This is a genomic window from Flavobacterium tructae (genome assembly GCF_001853485.1).
In the GTDB taxonomy this organism is placed as follows: domain Bacteria; phylum Bacteroidota; class Bacteroidia; order Flavobacteriales; family Flavobacteriaceae; genus Flavobacterium; species Flavobacterium tructae.
Genome location: NZ_MIKE01000011.1, coordinates 298,440 through 316,398, shown reverse-complemented (window position 1 = coordinate 316,398; position 17,959 = coordinate 298,440). Strand labels below are relative to the sequence as shown.

Annotated in this window: 14 protein-coding genes; 2 read left to right on the top strand and 12 right to left on the bottom strand. The window is 33.8% G+C overall.

What is annotated here, in order from left to right:
- Positions 1-20 precede the first annotated feature (20 nt).
- Both BHE19_RS03345 and BHE19_RS03340 read left to right on the top strand, forming a co-directional pair.
- On the top strand, positions 21-2,204 hold the full coding sequence (locus tag BHE19_RS03345) for a carboxy terminal-processing peptidase (RefSeq protein WP_017494804.1): 2,184 nt from the start codon (positions 21-23) through the stop codon (positions 2,202-2,204).
- Positions 2,205-2,327: 123 nt separating this feature from the next.
- Entirely contained in the window at positions 2,328-3,113 is a 786-nt protein-coding gene (locus BHE19_RS03340; protein WP_070906561.1) for a DNA/RNA non-specific endonuclease, read from the top strand.
- Here the strand turns inward: BHE19_RS03340 and rpe are convergent.
- The 12 genes from rpe to rpsO form a co-directional block, all read right to left on the bottom strand.
- Positions 3,090-3,752 carry a ribulose-phosphate 3-epimerase gene (gene rpe, locus BHE19_RS03335; RefSeq protein WP_017494806.1) on the bottom strand — a complete coding sequence of 221 codons (663 nt, stop codon included), beginning with the start codon at positions 3,750-3,752 and terminating at the stop codon, positions 3,090-3,092. The two genes, BHE19_RS03340 and rpe, sit on opposite strands and share 24 nt — an antisense overlap.
- A 334-nt stretch (positions 3,753-4,086) precedes the next feature.
- Positions 4,087-4,950, bottom strand: a complete 864-nt coding sequence (locus BHE19_RS03330) for a sigma-70 family RNA polymerase sigma factor (protein ID WP_007804760.1) — start codon at positions 4,948-4,950, stop codon at positions 4,087-4,089.
- A gap of 124 nt (positions 4,951-5,074) precedes the next feature.
- Complete coding sequence (locus BHE19_RS03325; protein WP_070905939.1) at positions 5,075-6,811, bottom strand: hypothetical protein; 1,737 nt, start codon at positions 6,809-6,811, stop codon at positions 5,075-5,077.
- Positions 6,799-8,031: a DUF4249 domain-containing protein gene (locus tag BHE19_RS03320; protein WP_070905938.1), complete on the bottom strand. Its 1,233-nt coding sequence runs from the start codon at positions 8,029-8,031 to the stop codon at positions 6,799-6,801. The genes BHE19_RS03325 and BHE19_RS03320 overlap by 13 nt, the downstream gene beginning before the upstream one ends.
- A 5-nt stretch (positions 8,032-8,036) precedes the next feature.
- Positions 8,037-10,772: a TonB-dependent receptor gene (locus tag BHE19_RS03315; protein WP_070905936.1), complete on the bottom strand. Its 2,736-nt coding sequence runs from the start codon at positions 10,770-10,772 to the stop codon at positions 8,037-8,039.
- A 20-nt stretch (positions 10,773-10,792) separates the two neighbouring features.
- Positions 10,793-11,512, bottom strand: coding sequence for a hypothetical protein (locus BHE19_RS03310; protein WP_070905934.1), 720 nt, complete (start codon positions 11,510-11,512; stop codon positions 10,793-10,795).
- Between the two features lie 239 nt (positions 11,513-11,751).
- On the bottom strand, positions 11,752-12,003 hold the full coding sequence (locus BHE19_RS03305; RefSeq protein ID WP_070905932.1) for a hypothetical protein: 252 nt from the start codon (positions 12,001-12,003) through the stop codon (positions 11,752-11,754).
- A gap of 198 nt (positions 12,004-12,201) precedes the next feature.
- Positions 12,202-12,948 carry a LytR/AlgR family response regulator transcription factor gene (locus BHE19_RS03300; RefSeq protein ID WP_017494813.1) on the bottom strand — a complete coding sequence of 249 codons (747 nt, stop codon included), beginning with the start codon at positions 12,946-12,948 and terminating at the stop codon, positions 12,202-12,204.
- Positions 12,941-14,680 (bottom strand): tetratricopeptide repeat-containing sensor histidine kinase, encoded by a 1,740-nt coding sequence (locus tag BHE19_RS03295; RefSeq protein ID WP_070905930.1) that lies wholly within the window; start codon positions 14,678-14,680, stop codon positions 12,941-12,943. The genes BHE19_RS03300 and BHE19_RS03295 overlap by 8 nt, the downstream gene beginning before the upstream one ends.
- Before the next feature lie 80 nt (positions 14,681-14,760).
- Entirely contained in the window at positions 14,761-15,153 is a 393-nt protein-coding gene (locus tag BHE19_RS03290) for a hypothetical protein (RefSeq protein ID WP_070905928.1), read from the bottom strand.
- Positions 15,154-15,365: 212 nt separating this feature from the next.
- Positions 15,366-17,501 carry a polyribonucleotide nucleotidyltransferase gene (locus tag BHE19_RS03285; RefSeq protein WP_070905925.1) on the bottom strand — a complete coding sequence of 712 codons (2,136 nt, stop codon included), beginning with the start codon at positions 17,499-17,501 and terminating at the stop codon, positions 15,366-15,368.
- A gap of 163 nt (positions 17,502-17,664) precedes the next feature.
- The gene (rpsO, locus tag BHE19_RS03280; RefSeq protein ID WP_007804772.1) at positions 17,665-17,931 is read right to left on the bottom strand and encodes a 30S ribosomal protein S15; all 267 of its coding nucleotides are present in this window, start codon (positions 17,929-17,931) and stop codon (positions 17,665-17,667) included.
- Positions 17,932-17,959: the final 28 nt, after the last annotated feature.

The following is a 17,959-nucleotide window of genomic DNA, read 5'->3' as shown; positions in this document are numbered from 1 at the left end:
AACTTAGATTAAAAAATTTGATGAATGCTATTATTAAGTTTATGAAAAGAAATTATAAAATACTTATAGCCGTATTATGCTTGTCATTGACGTTGTTTGCTTTTAAGATAAATGCAGACAAATCAGTAGATCCGGACCCGAATAGAGATAAAACACTTTTAGAATTATTAGCATTTGTCATTGAAAAAGGACACTATAGTCCTGCAGAAATAAATGATGAATTCTCTAAGGGAATTTTTAAAGATTATATCGAAGCATTAGATCCGTCTAAGAGATTCTTCCTGCAATCGGATATTGACGAATTCAAACAATATGAATTGCAATTGGACGATCAGTTTTTAAATAAAGACTTAACGTTCTTCAACCTTACTTACACAAGATTGATGAAACGAATGGAGGAAAGCAAAAAACGTTATAAGACAATTTTAGCACAGCCTTTCAACTACGATATTGATGAGACTTTTAATGCGGATTATGACAAATTGCCGTATGCTAAAAATACAGCTGAGATCAACGAAAGATGGAGAAAACAAATTAAGTTATCTACACTTTCTTCGCTTGTGACCAAACAAAAATTAGAAGAGGATAAAAAGAAAACAGACCCTAATTATAAGGAGAAAACTTTTGAAACTCTGGAAAAAGAAACACGTGAAAGCTCACTGAAATCTTTAGATGACAATTTTAGTCTGATTAAAGATTTGAATAAAGAAGATTGGTTTTCAGTATATGTAAATTCAATCATGACTCGTTTTGATCCTCATACCAGCTATTTTGCGCCTGAAGATAAAGATCGTTTCGATGTTAATATTAGTGGAAAACTGGAAGGTATTGGTGCAAGATTGACTAAGAAAAATGATTTTACTCAAATTGATGAGTTAATTTCAGGAGGACCGGCATGGAAAGGAAAACAACTTGAAGCAGGAGATTTAATTCTTAAAGTGGCACAAGGAAACGAAGAGCCTGTAGATGTTGTGGGAATGCGTTTGGACGATGTTGTGAAAAAAATCAAAGGACACAAAGGAACAGAAGTTAAGCTTACCGTTAAAAAAGTAGACGGTACGATTAAAATCATTTCAATCATCAGAGATGTAGTTGAAATTGAAGAAACATACGCAAAATCAAGTATTGTAGAAAGAAACGGATTAAAATACGGAGTAATTTACCTGCCTAAATTCTATATCGATTTTGAGAATAAAGACGGTCGTGATGCCGGAAAAGATATTGCTCTTGAAGTAGAAAGGCTTAAAAAAGAAGATATAAACGGTATCGTACTTGATGTGCGTGACGATGGAGGAGGATCTTTATCGACTGTTGTTGATATTGCAGGTTTATTTATCGAAGAAGGGCCAATCGTTCAGGTGAAATCTGCAGGAAAAAAGAAAGAAGTACTGTACGATAAAGATAAAAAAGTGGAGTGGGACGGACCATTAGTAATTATGGTAAACAGTTTCTCTGCTTCGGCTTCAGAGATTTTGGCGGCAGCAATTCAGGATTACAAACGTGGGGTTATCATTGGTAGTAAACAAACCTATGGAAAAGGAACAGTTCAGAATGTTCTGGATTTGAATCAATTTGTTCGTAATGCAAATTATGGAGATTTAGGTGCTTTGAAGATTACAGGGCAAAAGTTCTATAGAATTAACGGAGGTTCTACTCAGTTAGAAGGAGTTCATAGTGATGTGGTAATGCCGGATCGTTATGCTTACTTAAAAATGGGAGAACGCGATATCGACAATGCTATGCCTTGGGACAAAATAGATCCGGCGGATTATAGCACATGGCATTCGAATACAAATTTTACTAAAGCAATTGAAAGCAGTAAAAACAGAATTGCTCAAAATGCACAGTTTAAATTGATCGAAGACAACGCAAAATGGATTGATGTTAAAAATAAGGAGAATACGTATAGTTTAAATATCAAAAACTTCAAAGCAACTCAGGAACAGGTAGAAACTGAAGGTAAAAAATACAAACCAATTTCAGATTACAAAAACAATTTGGTTTTTAAATCATTGCCTTACGAAGAGCTTGAAATGAAAAGTGATGCTACATTAAAAGAAAAAAGAGAGGCTTGGCATCAGGCATTATCTAAAGATGTTTATGTAGAAGAAGCATTGAATGTTTTAGATGATTTACAAGTAAAAGGTGTGGTAAGAAACAGTGCTACAACTAAAATTAAAAGAGATAAATTAGTAAAGTCTTAATACTGTAAAAGGATTAATTTGTTAGGAAAACGCTCCAAAATGTATTTTTTGGAGCGTTTTTTTGTAGATTTAACGGTATTCTACAGATGTTGGAAACCAGATAAAAAAATATCCGAAAGAAAGATGAAAAATTATATCCTTTTGAGTTTGTTGGGATTTGTGCTGTTATCCTGTAAAAAAGAAATTAATGAAAGTGAAAAACTGTCCGAACAGGAGAAGGAGATTCCATTTGTTTCGAATCAAGGCAGTTCAGATTCAGTGTTTACAGCAGCATATTTGCCGACTTCTACGACCCGACAAATTGTAAAGCATAACTATTACACATTGTCCTACAATGAAAAATTTGAACAGGCAGAATGGGTTGCTTATGAATTAAAGAAAGAATATCTAAAAAACACCGATTATAAACGCCCTTATTTTATTGAAGATCCAAAAGTAACAACCGGTTCTGCAGATTGGAGGAATTATAAAAAGTCGGGTTATGATAAGGGGCATCTTTGCCCTGCGGGAGATATGGAGTTTAATGAAAGTGCTTATAATGATACCTTTTACACTTCAAATATTTCACCACAAGATCACGATTTCAACAGCGGAATCTGGAACAGACTGGAACAGAAAACACGTTATTGGGCTGAAAAGTATCATGACATTTATGTAGTGACAGGAGGAATTTTGAAAGATTCGGATAAAAAAATAGGAACAGAAAAAGTATCTGTTCCTAGGTATTTTTATAAAATTATCCTGGTCAAAACCGGAAAGGAACATAAGGCTATTGCTTTTTTAGTTCCGAATAAGGATAGTGACAAGTCGCTTTATGATTTTGTGGTTCCAATTGAGACTCTTGAGAAAATGACCGGAATTGATTTCTTTCCCAATTTAAAGAATCTAAAAAGTAGTCAAAGTTTTTAATTCAGCAATAGTCTGAGTTGGGTTTTCGGCTTTAAATACAAAGCTTCCCGCAACCAGAACATCAGCACCGGCTTCTACTAATTGTTTGGCATTTTTACTGGTCACACCACCATCAATTTCAATAATAGTCGAAGCATTTTTACGAGTAATTAAGGCTTTTAGCTTCTCTACTTTAGCATAGGTATTTTCGATGAACGACTGACCTCCAAAACCTGGATTTACGCTCATGATACAGACTAAATCAATATCGTTGATTACATCTTCTAATAAATCAATATTAGTGTGAGGGTTAATTGCAACTCCTGCTTTCATTCCTTCAGCTTTGATGGCTTGTAGCGTTCTGTGTAAGTGTGTGCAGGCTTCGTAATGTACGCTTAGGATATTGGCGCCTAAATCGGCAAAAGTTTTAATGTAACGATCCGGATCAACAATCATCAGGTGTACGTCTATTGTTTTTTTAGCATGTCTTGAAATAGCTTCTAAAACCGGCATTCCGAAAGAAATATTCGGAACAAAAACTCCGTCCATAATATCAATATGAAACCAGTCGGCCTGACTGTTGTTGATCATTTCGATATCACGTTGCAAATTAGCAAAATCAGCTGCCAGAACAGAAGGAGCAATAAGTGTATTCTTCATTGTGTAGTTGTGTGTTGTGTTGTTTTTTTTGCAAAGTTAATTTTTTTAATTGCAAAGCTCGCAAAGATTTATACAAAGTTTTTATGTTTTGATTGGAGTAATAAATTCAAGAAGCATTGTGTTTTTTAAAAAGTCTGATTTGTAAAAGTGTTGCAGTAAAAAAATAAAATAAAAAACTCCGGTAATCAGCCGGAGTTTCAATCATCAATCAAAAAACGAACAGTCAATCAAACTGTTGTTTGCTTTGTCGTCCAATATAGGTAGTTTTGAAATAAATTCCAAATTCCAACAAAATAATTGGAATTTGGAATTGCTATAATTGGAACTTTGGAATTTATCCAAGATAAGTTTTAAGAATTTTACTTCTTGAAGTATGTTTTAATCTACGGATTGCTTTTTCTTTAATCTGACGAACACGCTCACGAGTTAAATCGAAAGTTTCTCCAATTTCTTCTAAAGTCATTGGATGCTGATCGCCAAGACCAAAATACAAACGAACAACATCGGCCTCTCTTGGAGTTAATGTCTCTAGTGAACGCTCAATTTCAGTACGTAATGATTCGTGAATTAATTCTCTGTCCGGGTTTGGAGATTCTCCTGAACGTAAAACGTCATAAAGGTTAGAATCTTCACCTTCAACAAGAGGTGCATCCATTGATAGGTGACGACCAGAGTTTTTCATAGACTCTTTTACGTCATTTACAGTCATGTCAAGTTCTTTTGCAATTTCTTCAGCAGAAGGCGGACGCTCGTTAGATTGCTCTAATAAAGCATACATTTTGTTGATTTTATTGATAGAACCGATTTTGTTTAATGGTAAACGAACAATACGAGATTGTTCTGCCAAAGCCTGCAGGATCGATTGACGAATCCACCATACAGCATAAGAGATGAATTTGAAACCACGAGTCTCATCAAAACGCTGAGCGGCTTTAATTAAACCTAAGTTTCCTTCATTAATTAAGTCAGGAAGAGTTAATCCTTGATTTTGATATTGTTTAGCAACCGATACAACGAAACGTAGGTTAGCTTTTGTTAATTTTTCTAATGCTCTTTGATCACCGGCTTTTATTCTTTGTGCTAATTCTACCTCTTCATCGGCGGTAATTAGGTCAACTTTTCCAATTTCTTGTAGGTATTTGTCTAATGATGCAGTTTCACGATTGGTTACCTGCTTGGTGATTTTAAGTTGTCTCATGTTTTTTGTCTCCTCAATTTTTAAGTGTACAAATGGTTATACGTAATGAGTTCAAAAAAAGTTACAATTAATTTAAATTATTTTTACAAATTAATTGTTTGGCTGCTTTTTTATCTCTTCCGATCTAATTTGAAAGCGCCTCTTTAACTTCGATAGTCTCTTTTATAAAAACGGGTTTTCCCGAAGCAGAAAATCCTTCAAGTGTGATTTCAAATTTGCCGGATACATCCGAAGTGTAAAATTGTATTTTTGAATTTGTGTCACTTAAATCCACTTTAGGAATCCAAAGAAGCTGATGTCTGTAATCAGGAATTCTTTCATTTTTAGTGCCGGTATAATCAGGTTTGAAGTATTCTTTTTTAGACTGTGGTCTTAGAAGTTCGGGCCTGATAATAAAACTGCCTTTAAGTTTGGTTTCGTAATCGCCATTTTTAGTTGTAAACGAAACTAAACCGTTAAAAGATTTTGCTCCATAATTGTAAATTCCTTTTACAACATTGATTTTATGGATGTTTTTTGGGTTATAACGAAATAGTTCGTTTAGGTCTTCTATAATCAGTCCGTCTACGATTATTAAAGTTGGTAAAGGAGATTCGTAATTAGGATCGTAATCGTAAACATGAATAGCATAGTTGTTTTTATCTTTTGAAAAGTAGACGCCTTTTACAACTTCAGTTATCGTTTCTTCCATAGTTGCGAATCGTGTAAAAGCGTCCAGTTTAAACTCTTTTGATAAATTGTTGTAAAAAGGAATAGTATCATTTGAGGCTAATATGCTGTCTTTTTTAAGATTGTAATAAGCGTTTTCTATTTGAGTGGAAATTAGTCTTTCTGAAATATTCTGTTTGAAGTCTGAATTGAACTGAAATTCCGGAAAGCTTAAATTTGAAAAATTGATATTTTTCGGCTTGTCCATCTCAATGGTATAATCCTGTTTGTTGTCTTCCAGGATTTGAACGATTACATTGGAGTTTGAGTTTGGCTTTTCCAGATTAAAAATAAAATTTCCTTCATTATCAGTTTTGGCAAGCTTCAATGTGTAATTTTTGCCCACTATAGAAAGAGCTACTTTTTTATTTTTTATGTCAGCATTGCGGGATCTTATTTTTCCTGAAATTAGTTCACCGCGTAATTCCGGCAATAGAAAATTAGGGTTTTTTATTTCTGATAGAGAACTTTTATAAGTATTGCCTGCACTAAGTTCTTCAAAATTGATTTTCTTTTGGGCGATAAAACCATCTGCTTTTCTTACTGAAAGCACATAATTTCCTTTTGTAAACTCATCAGAATTTGTGTTGATTTGCAATTCTGCCTGATCTCTGTTTTTGTAAATTTTGCTCTTTAAATTAAAAGAGATGTCTCTGTTTGTTATCGTTTCTGCTAAAGTTACTTCTTTTTGAGAAATGGTGTTTACAGGTTTATCTTTGTACGGGTTTAAGATGTAAATGTCAATATTGCAGTATTCTGAGACTTCTTTGTTCAGCATCCAGTTGGTATATCCTATAATTTTATAGTTTCCGGTTTCCAGAGTTGTTGGAATGAAAAAGTCGCTGCCGGCGGTTCCGTTTTCCAGAAATAATTTGTGGGTAAGGATTGTTGTTTTGTTTTTGTCGATTAGTTGCAAGTAAGCAACTTTGCTATATTTTGATATTTCGTTTGTTGATTTATTGATACAGAAAATCTTGTAGAATAAAGATTCTCCGGTTATATAGGAATTAGCATTTGTACTGATGTAAATGGACTCATTAAGGTTTTGATCTATTGTATTCAGTTCAGTTACGGCATTGTTTTTTTGAGCAAATAATATCTGCTGAAAACACATTGCTAAAGTGATGATCGTTATCTGTTTTAGTCTATCCAAAATGATGGTTTTATGTTTGATGAAAATGAAGTGCAATCTCCGCATTCAACGGGATATAGTAAGTAAGAAGTAGGTGACTCATTAGGGAAAAAAGTTTTTATTCCGCTTTTAAGTAAATCTAAAATGTCATTTCCTCGACAAATCTCGTTGTTGGGATTGAAGCAGTATTCGAAATAAAAATCATTTATTTCATTTTCAGGAATGGGAGAGGGACAATAATATTGGTATTTAGGGATTGGTTCTTTAGGAAAAAGATCGGTAAAATTAAAAAAGATCCTTTTTTCGGAATAGGAGGACACATTAAAAAAACCAATCACTTTCTCACCCGGATTGTCAACAGGGTTTATGTTTCCGTAGAAAAAACCAGGCTGGGTTTGCGATAGTATACTTCCTATATCAGCGATTTCTTTAAGGGTCTCATAAAAAGTATGGGCAGCGAGATTCTGTACATATTGTTTGACTAAAATGCTGTATCTGGTTCTTATGATGGGGTCTTTACTGCTAATAAATTTAATTGGAAAATCAGTAACTCTGTCTTCGCTTAGCTGGTTCGTATTGGTTAGAATTAGTTCATTCGATTTTTTATCTGAGTAACAAACTCTGACTTCTGTTGTTCTGTCTTCAAATACCACTTGTCCTTTTGGGTTGGAGCCCGGGGCAAAAAAAACAGCAACGGCTTTTTTAGGATAAGCTTTTGGAGCAACAATTTTATAAGTTTCGTCGTATTCGTATCGGTAGTATCGGGATTTATTTGTTGGATCATTGCTATTTACGGTAATTTCGACTCCCAGTTCTCCTTTTTTTGTCAAAGTTTTTGCTTCTACTTTTTCGATTTGAGTCTGTTGTGGCAGTTTTTCCTCATTAGAGACATATGTTCTTCCATTCTTCGTAAGGATATGCAATTGATAAGCTCTTCCGGGAGTGGCCTGAAACTGGTTTACGGAAATATAGGATTCATTTTTTTCCTGAAAATCATATTTATTACCCAGATCATCGGTAACATATACCACCGCTTTACTTTCAAAGGTTGGTTTCTTTCCGTCAAGTTTATACGTTCTGGACAATTTAATTTGATGGTTTTTATATTGATCGGTCATGGTGGCTTCTATTACCAAAGCATCTTCGAAGCCATTAGTTTGGTACGAATAGGGTGTTGTGCATCCCAATACAATTGAAAGAAGTATCGTTATAAGAAATCCGTAGTGTAAGATCTTTTTCATAACTTTTAAAATTTAAAATTATAGGTAATTGTTGGTATCGGAACAGAGAAAATAGAGGTTTGATAGGCTTTTACCTGGCCTTCTTTTGTTACGAAAAAGATAGAATAAGGGTTATTACGCCCCAGCACATTGTAAATGGAGATGTTCCAGAAACTGTGTGCTAATTTTTTTATCTTATGATTGCCTTCAATATTTAATCCTATGTCTAGTCTGTAATAATCCGGTATTCTGTATTTGTTACGATCGCTATACAATGTGTATTCGGCACCATTGTAATTGTATTTTCCGATAGGATAGGTTATTGGTCTTCCGGTTTGATATACAAAATTGGAAGAAAAACTATAGCGGTGTGTAAATTTGTAATTCATGACAATACTTACATCATGCGGCTTATCGAAATTAGTTGGAAAGTAGGCACCATTGTTTACCTTTTCATCGTTAAACTTGCTGTCCAGTTTTATAAAGGTTCTTGAATAAGTGTACCCCAGCCAGCCATTAAGTCTTCCGGTTGATTTTTTTAGTAAAAACTCTACACCGTATGCCTTTCCATTACCTTGAAGTAATTCCGTTTCAAGATCCTTGTTTAAAAGTAAGTTGGCTCCAACTTTGTAATCGAGTATATTTTTAGAAGTTTTGTAGTATCCTTCCAGGCTTAACTCAATATCTTTATAATCCAGTTTTTTGAAAATCCCAAGAGAATACTGTAGTCCGCTTTGCGGTTTTACATTCAAATCAGATAACTTCCAGGTATCTGTAGGCGATTGGGTTGTGTTATTGGTTAACAAATGGATGTATTGGTAGTTTTTATCGAAACCGGCTTTTACAAATAGACTTTCATCAAATATATAGCGCAAAGCAAGCCTTGGTTCAAAACCTCCGTAAGTCGTAATTACTTTATTATTACCATACGTTTTTTCTTCTATAACTGTTGAAGGAGTCTTAGGTACATCTTCTTTGTAAATTTTCTGTGTAGATGCTCCTAAAGCCGCGTATAAGGAGTATCGTGCTCCAACATCTAACAATAGTTTTTCGGTAATTTTAAACTTATCAGAGAAAAATAGCGCTGATTCCAATCCCTTTTCGTTATCTACTTTTATAGGAGTCACTATCGAAGTTTCTCCATTAGGATTGAGCTCACCAGGACTAACGTTGTATAATTTGCTTGATATTCCATAAGTAAATTTATGCTTACTGTTCAGTTCACTATTGAATTTAAGACTTGCCTGAGTTTCGTTTATTTTGTATTTGAAAATAAAAGATTCAGGATTAACAGATTCGTAATCGATACTGAATTTGTATTCGCTATTGGAGACATTAAGTTCACTGTTGTTTTTTTCATTAAAAGCATGTTTCCATTTCAAAGAAATCAAACGGTTGCTGTATTGATATAACGAGTCAGGAGTGATGCTGTATTTATCTTTACTGTAATAGGCGGTGCCCTCAACAGTATTGTTTTTGTTTATTTTGTGACTGTATTTTGCAAACAAATCATAAAAAGAAGCCTGACTGTTTTTGAGATTTTCATCGTCTAAGGTTTTTAGAATCCAGTCCGAGTAAGTGGCTCTGCCTCCCAATAATAAACTTGCTTTTCCTTTTACAACAGGGATCGAAGCGGTAAGGTTACTGGTAACCGGACCAATTCCTCCTTCACCCGAAAATTTCTCTGTGTTTCCGTTTTTAGAAGTAATGTCAAAAACCGATGACAATCTGCCGCCGAATTCAGATGGTATGCCTCCTTTGTAAATATCAACTTTATTGATGGTGTAAGGGTTTAGAGAAGAGAAAAAACCAAAAAGATGAGCAGGGTTGTATATTGTTCCGTTGTCCAACAACATTAGGTTTTGATCTTCTTTTCCTCCTCTTACATTAAATCCTGAAGAGCCTTCTCCTGCAGTTTTTATTCCGGGAATGGTGAGGGCAATTTTTAGAACATCTCTTTCTCCCAGAACGAGAGGAACCGTTTTTACGCCTTCGGCTTCAATTGTTGTAACTCCTGTTATTGCAGTTCTTATATTTTGACTGTTTTTTCCTTTTACCAAAACTTCTTTTAATTGATTTATTTTTTCAATTATCGGAAAATCCAAAGTACCGTCACTGTAAATCATTATTTTACGGGCGGTGTTATTGTACAGTAATGATTCGATTTCGATTGTTGCTAATCCAACAGGTAGTTTTAGACTGTAAAATCCCTGAGCATTTGTAACGGTTGTTGCGGTGGTATTTTTTGCTTTTACCGTTATGTCAGCAAGAGGTTTACCGTCTTTTAGGTCCGTTATATAGCCTGAAATGGTATAAAAGTCAGTCTCAGAATCGATGGATTCCTTTCCAATTAATGCAATAGGGGCAGCCTGATCTGTTTTGTTCTTTTTTACAGAATCATACTGTTGAAAAAAGATAGGAATATTGCCGGCCTTAACTTTATCATTTTGAAATTTGTCATAGATGATACTGTTCTTGGTCAGAATGACTTTGTTTTTGGTAATAAAGAAATTCAGATCAGTGTCTTCAAAGATTTTGCTTAGTACATCCTGTATGGCTTTATTAGAGTAATCTCCGGATATTAATACGTTGTTGTCTATCCATTCCTTTTGAAAGTAGAATTTATAATTTGTAGAAGCCTCTATTTTTTTTAGAACTTCAATCCGATTGATGTTGTTGTAATTTATACTAATCTTTTGATCTTGTGAATAAATACATTGATTAAAACCGAAAAATAATAAAAGAAGGGTAAATATTCTCATTTGGATAATTGCTACAGATTTTAGTTATTTATGTACTTGAGGAGGTTTTTCATAAATAATGCTGCATCTTCTTTTCTTAGATTTCTATACATCAGATAAAAATCATTTATTTTTCTTTTATTCTCCTGAAATAAAGTTATGATCTCTTTTTTATCATTTATAGGATAAAAATTGTTTTGCTTTAAAAGGATGAATTCTTTTCTGTCTGTATATCCTATTAAATCAACTTCGGCTTTATTACTTTTTTTCTTCTCTTTAGAGTGTTTTATGTATAGAATAACATTGTTTCCCACCGGAACTTCTTCATAGTATCCTTTCCTGAAAGTGGTTGAATTCGGAACGTCTAAATGAACAAATTTATCATTGCCTATTTTAAAGTAACTGATGTTTTGGGTAAAGAGATTAATTTTAGTGGTGTTAAGCTCACCATACGGTTTTATAACCAATTCGTCGGTATAAGTATCGTAGTTGAGTAACAGATCAGAATAATTTTGATTATTATACTGCATACTTCCTTTTCTGAAATCTTCGGAAATGTAATACCGGTTTTCGTTGTTGACTGTTTTGTCGAAGTTTAAATGGGCGGGTCCATTTTCAAATTCTAACGATTCTACACCCAGATTTTTGTCAAACCAGTTGTATACTAAGATTTCGTTGTTTGTTTGCCCGTAAATTATGTATGCATTTAAGAATAAGACCAATAAAAATATATATTGACCTTTTATTTGGTTTTTCTTCAAAGGATTGGTGGTTTTGATTTTTTGGTTTATAGCTCTTCAAAAATATCAAAAAAATGTTAACAACAATGGTCTTTTTGTTAAATTTTAATAAGGTTGTTATTTTTTGACTTAAAAAACGAGTGATTTATGCGGTATTATTGAGTTTGGAAATCTGTCCTGTCTTAAAATAAAAAAAAAACACTCAGGCTTAAAAAGATTAAGCCAAAGTGTCTCGATAAAATTGGGGCAAAATTTATTTTTTAATCTGAAAAATCATCTGAGGTATCTAAAATGTCATCAAATATTTTTTTAAGTGATTTGATGTAGATCGGAAATGCGACGGCTAACAAAAGATATTCGATTCTGAAAACGGTGATGTCGTCCAGAATTTTATATAAACAAGGAATGATAAAGAGAAGAGAGACAGTTACGCCAACCCAGGGGTTGTTTTTTATTTTTTTTAATATAGATAAAAGCTTCATGTCCGATGGTCTGTTTAATTCAATTCTCATTTAGATTTTATAATTTGGATTTCTTGGTGTAAAAGTAATTTCGATTTGCGGGAAGGAAATTAAAAATGTCATGAAAGCAGAATTTTTTGTCATGAAATTTTTTACTAACCCTGTGGGAGGGTATTCTTCTTTTAAAACAAAAAAATCCTCCCGGATAGAGAGGATTTGCTGAGTTTTTATTTTTTCGTCTTACTGTTGTTATGACAAAATATTCATCTTTTTTATGAAATCTTTGTAGGTATCACTAAGATTTATTTTGTGATCGCCTTTTAAAATAATGAGATTATCGGCGAGAATAATTTCTTCAATTTTATTTGTGTTTACAATTGTATTTCGATGCGTTTTTATGAATCTGTTTTTATCCAACAGATTGCTGATTTTTGTCAAAGAGATAAGAATTACGAATTTTTCTTTCTCGGTTATGATATTGCAATAACGTTCTTCAACGTCAATATAAAGGATATCATTTAATGCTACTTTTTTTAAGGAGTTCTTCTTTTTTATAAATAAGTAGTCGTTGCTAATCACAGTATCTTGTTCTTCAGTCTGGAAAACTTCGGTTTGAGCATAAAACTTTTCTACAGCCATTTCTATAGCATAAAGAATTTCCAATTCATTAAAAGGTTTTAGTAAAAAGCTGAACGGTTTTGTAAGCTTGGCTTTTTCAAAAATTTGACGGTCTTGCGAGCTGGTTAAAAACACAAACGGTTTTGCTGCATTTGGAATAATGTTAATCGATTCCGCAAATGTGATTCCTTCCGGTTTCCCGTCTAAGAAAATATCAATAATAATAATGTCGATGGTATTTTCGTAAAAGAGTTTTAACGCATCAGCAAAATTAGTTGCTATGCCTACAACCTTATAATTGTTCTGAAGCAGTACTTTACGCAGGGCATCGCTTTGTTCAGGAGTGTCTTCTATAATTAATACATGAATATTATCCATTGTTTTTTGTTTTTGGGAAAGTCAAAATCATTTTAGTTCCTGCATGGAGTTCACTTTCTATGGCTAGTGTTCCGCCATTTTTTTTGATCATTTGTTTACATAGCTGCAAACCTAAACCGGTACCTATAATTTCAGTGTTGTTTTTTTTGGCAAGTAAAGCATTGTCAGCGAGTAATTCCTGAATGGTGCTTTCACTCATTCCTATACCATTGTCCTGAATAACAAGTTCACAAAAATCAGGGTTAGTTTCCTGGGTGTAAAAGCTGATTTTGCTATTTTCATTCGAGAATTTAATAGCATTGTCTAATAAATTTCGAAGTACAATTTTTAACGAATCGAGGTCTACAAAGATAAAACTATTTTTTGAGACCGAATTTTCAAAAGTAATGGCTTTGTCAAGAAGCAAAGGTTTGTAGTTGTGTTCAATTTGTTGAACGATAGAGTACAAGTGAATGGATTCTTTTTGAAAGTACAACTGTTTGGTTTGTAACATGGCCCAATGCAGCAAATTATCCAACAAAGTGTAAGCGCCATTTGCGATAGTGCTGTTTTGGATTATTAGATGATTTAATTCGTCATAGTTTTTGGTTTCCAGTGTAGAAGATAATTTAGTGTTGCTGGTTTTTAAAGCATTAACAGACGAGCGCAAATCGTGACTGACAATCGAAAATAACTGATCTTTGGTAGCGTTTAATTCATCAAGTTTGTTTTTTTGGCGCAAAATCGTCTTGCCGTTTTTTACTTTTTGAGCGTAGAGATAAACTCCTGCCGTTAAAATCAATAATAGCCCAACAGCGGCAAAAAATAAACCGTTACGCTGTGCATTTTTAAGTTTGTTTTCGACTTCAAGAACTTTAATTTGCTTTTGTTTCTGTTCAACTGCAAATTTTTTCTCAAGATCGGCAACGGCCCAAATTTTATTCTGATTATTTAAGGAGTCTTTCCATTGAGCAGATTCTTTTCTGTATTCTAAAGCTTTTTTGTAGTTCCCTCTGTTTTCTTCAACTGCGGACATGTTTTGTGCTGCATTTTTTTTTGTTTCAAAATGGTTTATGTGTTTTGATAATGCATAAGCTTTTTCAAAGTATGGAATGGCCTGTTGATCTTTGTATTGCATATAATACAAATTGGCAATGTTAGTATATAATCCATTAAGAGAAATTAAGTCTTTTTCTTTTTCTTTTAACTTTAGACTCTTGAAGAAAAAATGTTCTGAGGTGATAAAATCATTAAGGTGTAAATAGCAAATCCCTAGATTTGAATAAATCACGCTAATTTTGTAATCTTTATTATGAGGGAGTGGTTTTTTTTCTGCTTCATTAAAGTGGTGGATCGCCTTTTTAAATATTTTTAGTTCTAAATAAATTTTCCCTAAGTCTATATTTACAAATGGATAAAGTTTGAAATCATGAGATATTAACAGCATTTCTTTTTGAGCTTCTTTAAAAACTCTTTTTTCTCTAAAACAATAGCCTCTAAAAAAATGACAATAATTAATTATCTCTTTATTTTTTGTGGTTGATAGTGCCCGAATAGAATAAGTTAAAGTAGAGTCCCATTCCTTTTTTACGAAGAATGATCTTGCCTTTTTGAAATCGATTTCTCTTTGGAATTCGTTTGTTTCTTCTTCAATTACTGTATTTAATGTGGTAAAGGTTGGTTTTACTTGAGAATAATGTAGGTTTGGAAGGTACAACAAAAATATAGTGATAAAAAATCTAATTTTTAGCATAATATAAATTAAGAATTGTAATGAAAGAAAAAGAAACATCGCTTAATTTAGAAAATATAAGCGATGTGAGTATTAGTCCGCTAGTTGTCTACTTGTGTTGTAGTTCCTCTAGAAGTTTCAGGGTCCAGATTTCTTAAATAAGATGTAACAGATGTAATTTGGCTAATTCTGTCAGAAATATAATCGATTTCAACATACCAAACATCATAGGTATCTGGTGTGCTTTCATCCCATGTATAGTCAAAATAAACTTCGATATTAGTATCGTTTTCTATTAGTGTACGAACTGCTGGGGCAGCTGAATCTTTAGAGTTGATGTAAACGGTAGCACATATTTTTAAGGTAAGGACTCCCTGATTTCTGTAAAGTTGTGAAGAGGCTAAGGGAGGGATTGGGAAAGTAAGATTGCTTTTGTCTGAAAATACAAAATCTTGCTGATTAATTCTTGTGATTTGGGTAACGTTGAAGTTCATAGTGGTGTTTTAAGGATTATTAATCTGTTTTTTTGGTGTGTTAAAGATATTTTATTTTCACATATAAATGTAAGGTTTGTCGTGTTTTTTTGTGATTTTTCTAGTAATCAAGGGAAATTTTAGTTAGAAAATGTCATAAAAACGAAAAACCCCAATTCAAATGCATGAATTGGGGTTTTCTATGAATAAACCTTTAGTAAACTAAGATCTGATTACTCTTTTTTCTCCTCACGTGGAGGTCTTTGTAAAAGCGCTTTTCTTGACACTTTTTCTTTTTTAGTTTTTGGATCAACACCTAAGTATTTCACTTGGAATACGTCACCCATGTTTACAACATCAGTTACGTTTTCAGTGCGTTCCCATGCTAATTCAGAAACGTGTAATAAAACTTCATTTCCTGGTGCAGCAGTATATTCTACCACAGCTCCAAAATCTAACATTTTAATTACTTTTACTTCGTAAGCTTCTCCCATTTGTGGTTTGAAGGTAATTGACTTAATTTTTGCCAATACCGCTTCAATTCCGGCAGGATCTGTACCCAAGATTTCGATTACACCTTGTTCGTCAACTTCGTTGATTACAATAGTAGTTCCGGTAGCTTTTTGTAATTCCTGAATTACTTTTCCACCAGGTCCGATTAATGCTCCAATAAAGTTTCCAGGAATAGTTCTGGTAATGATTTTTGGTGCATGCGCTTTAACGTCAGCTCTTGGTGTAGCAATAGTTTCAGTTAATTTGCCTAAGATATGTAAACGTCCATCACGAGCCTGACTTAAAGCCTGCTCCATAATGTCGTAACGTAAACCGTCAATTTTGATATCCATCTGACAAGCAGTAATACCATCAGCAGTTCCGGTTACTTTAAAGTCCATATCTCCTAAGTGATCTTCATCTCCTAGAATATCTGATAATACAGCAAATTTCTCTCCATCAGTAATTAGTCCCATAGCAATTCCGGAAACCGGTTTTACCATTTGAACTCCTGCATCCATTAAAGCCATTGTTCCGGCACAAACGGTTGCCATAGAAGAAGAACCGTTAGATTCTAATACTTCAGAAACCACACGAATAGTGTAAGGACAATCTGTTGGAATCATGTTTTTCAAAGCTCTCTGAGCTAAGTTACCGTGACCTACTTCTCTTCTTGAAGTTCCTCTTAGAGGTTTTGCTTCACCAGTTGAGAAAGGAGGGAAGTTGTAGTGTAAATAGAATTTTTCTTCACCTTGTTCAGATGGAGAATCGATTTGGTTAGCTTCTCTTGAAGTTCCTAGAGTTACTGTAGCTAACGCCTGAGTTTCTCCACGTGTAAACAATGAAGATCCGTGAACTCTTGGTAAGTAATCAGTTTCACACCAGATTGGTCTGATATCTGTTGTTTTTCTTCCGTCTAAACGAACGCCTAATTCTAAAACTACATTACGAACAGCTTCTTTGTTTGTTTTGTAGAAGTATTTAGAAACTAAATCACCATCAGCAGCCAATTCTTCTTCAGTAAATAAAGCTTTTACTTCTTCTTTTACTTCAGCAAATGCAGCTCCTCTTTCGTGTTTAGCAGAACCAACTTTTGCAATAGCATAAATTTTATCGTATGCAGCAGCTTTTACTTTTTTGTAAATTTCTTCGTTTTCTTTCTCACCTTCGTAAGTACGAATTTCTTTTTTACCAAAAGCAGCTTGTAAACGGTATTGAGCTTCAATTTGAACTTTGATAGCTTCGTGAGCAAATTTAATAGCTTCGATCATTTCGGCTTCTGAAATTTCTTTCATCTCACCTTCAACCATTGCCACAGAATCCATAGAAGCTCCAATCATCATATCGATATCAGATTTTTCTAATTCTTCTCTGCTTGGGTTGATGACCAATTTTCCGTCGATACGTGCAACACGTACTTCAGAAATTAAGTTATAAAAAGGGATATCTGAAACAGCTAATGCTGCAGATGCCGCTAAACCAGCTAAAGCGTCCGGCATAACCTCTTCGTCATGAGACATTAATTGAATCATAACCTGAGTTTCAGCATGGTAATCGTCTGGGAAAAGCGGACGTAGAACACGGTCAACTAATCTCATTGTCAATACTTCGCTATCACTTGGACGAGCTTCTCTTTTAAAGAAACCACCTGGAAAACGACCTGCTGCTGCAAATTTTTCGCGATAATCTACCGTTAAAGGTAAAAAATCAACGCCCGGGTTTGAAGTGCGAGCTGAAACTGCTGTTGCAAGAATCATCGTGTCGCCCATTCTTACTACTACAGAACCGTCTGCTTGTTTTGCTAAACGTCCTGTCTCGATTGTGATGCTTCTGCCATCACCTAAATCGATTTTTTCTACAAATAATTGTGGAATCATAATTTTTCCTTTTTGATTATACAATGGGTTTTAGTTGTGTTGTAGTTGTTGTTGTGTGTAGTTATTGTTCTAAAACCCAATGAAAAACCAAACTTTTTTTCTTATAAAATGCTTGTAATGTAAAAACAAAAAGAGGCACTCTCGCACCTCTTTTCTATATTGATTATTTTCTGATATTCAATACTTTGATAATCTCACGATATCTGTTGATCTCTTTCTTTTTCAAGTAGTCCAACAAAGCTCTTCTCTTACCTACTAATAGTACAAGTGAACGCTCAGTGTTGTAATCGTGACGATTTTTTTTCAAGTGTTCAGTTAAGTGTGAAATTCTGTAAGTGAACAATGCAATTTGACCTTCTGCGCTTCCAGTGTTTGTTGCACCACCGTGTTGTGCGAAAATCTCTTCTTTCTTTTCTTTAGTTAAATACATTCCAATATTGTTTAATGATTTTTATGTA

Coding starts and splice junctions, on each gene's coding strand:
- BHE19_RS03345 (WP_017494804.1), top strand. CDS start 21: ATGAATGCTATTATTAAGTTTATGAAAAGAAATTATAAAATACTTATA.
- BHE19_RS03340 (WP_070906561.1), top strand. CDS start 2,328: ATGAAAAATTATATCCTTTTGAGTTTGTTGGGATTTGTGCTGTTATCC.
- rpe (WP_017494806.1), bottom strand. CDS start 3,752: ATGAAGAATACACTTATTGCTCCTTCTGTTCTGGCAGCTGATTTTGCT.
- BHE19_RS03330 (WP_007804760.1), bottom strand. CDS start 4,950: ATGAGACAACTTAAAATCACCAAGCAGGTAACCAATCGTGAAACTGCA.
- BHE19_RS03320 (WP_070905938.1), bottom strand. CDS start 8,031: ATGAAAAAGATCTTACACTACGGATTTCTTATAACGATACTTCTTTCA.
- BHE19_RS03315 (WP_070905936.1), bottom strand. CDS start 10,772: ATGAGAATATTTACCCTTCTTTTATTATTTTTCGGTTTTAATCAATGT.
- BHE19_RS03305 (WP_070905932.1), bottom strand. CDS start 12,003: ATGAGAATTGAATTAAACAGACCATCGGACATGAAGCTTTTATCTATA.
- BHE19_RS03300 (WP_017494813.1), bottom strand. CDS start 12,948: ATGGATAATATTCATGTATTAATTATAGAAGACACTCCTGAACAAAGC.
- BHE19_RS03295 (WP_070905930.1), bottom strand. CDS start 14,680: ATGCTAAAAATTAGATTTTTTATCACTATATTTTTGTTGTACCTTCCA.
- BHE19_RS03290 (WP_070905928.1), bottom strand. CDS start 15,153: ATGAACTTCAACGTTACCCAAATCACAAGAATTAATCAGCAAGATTTT.
- BHE19_RS03285 (WP_070905925.1), bottom strand. CDS start 17,501: ATGATTCCACAATTATTTGTAGAAAAAATCGATTTAGGTGATGGCAGA.
- rpsO (WP_007804772.1), bottom strand. CDS start 17,931: ATGTATTTAACTAAAGAAAAGAAAGAAGAGATTTTCGCACAACACGGT.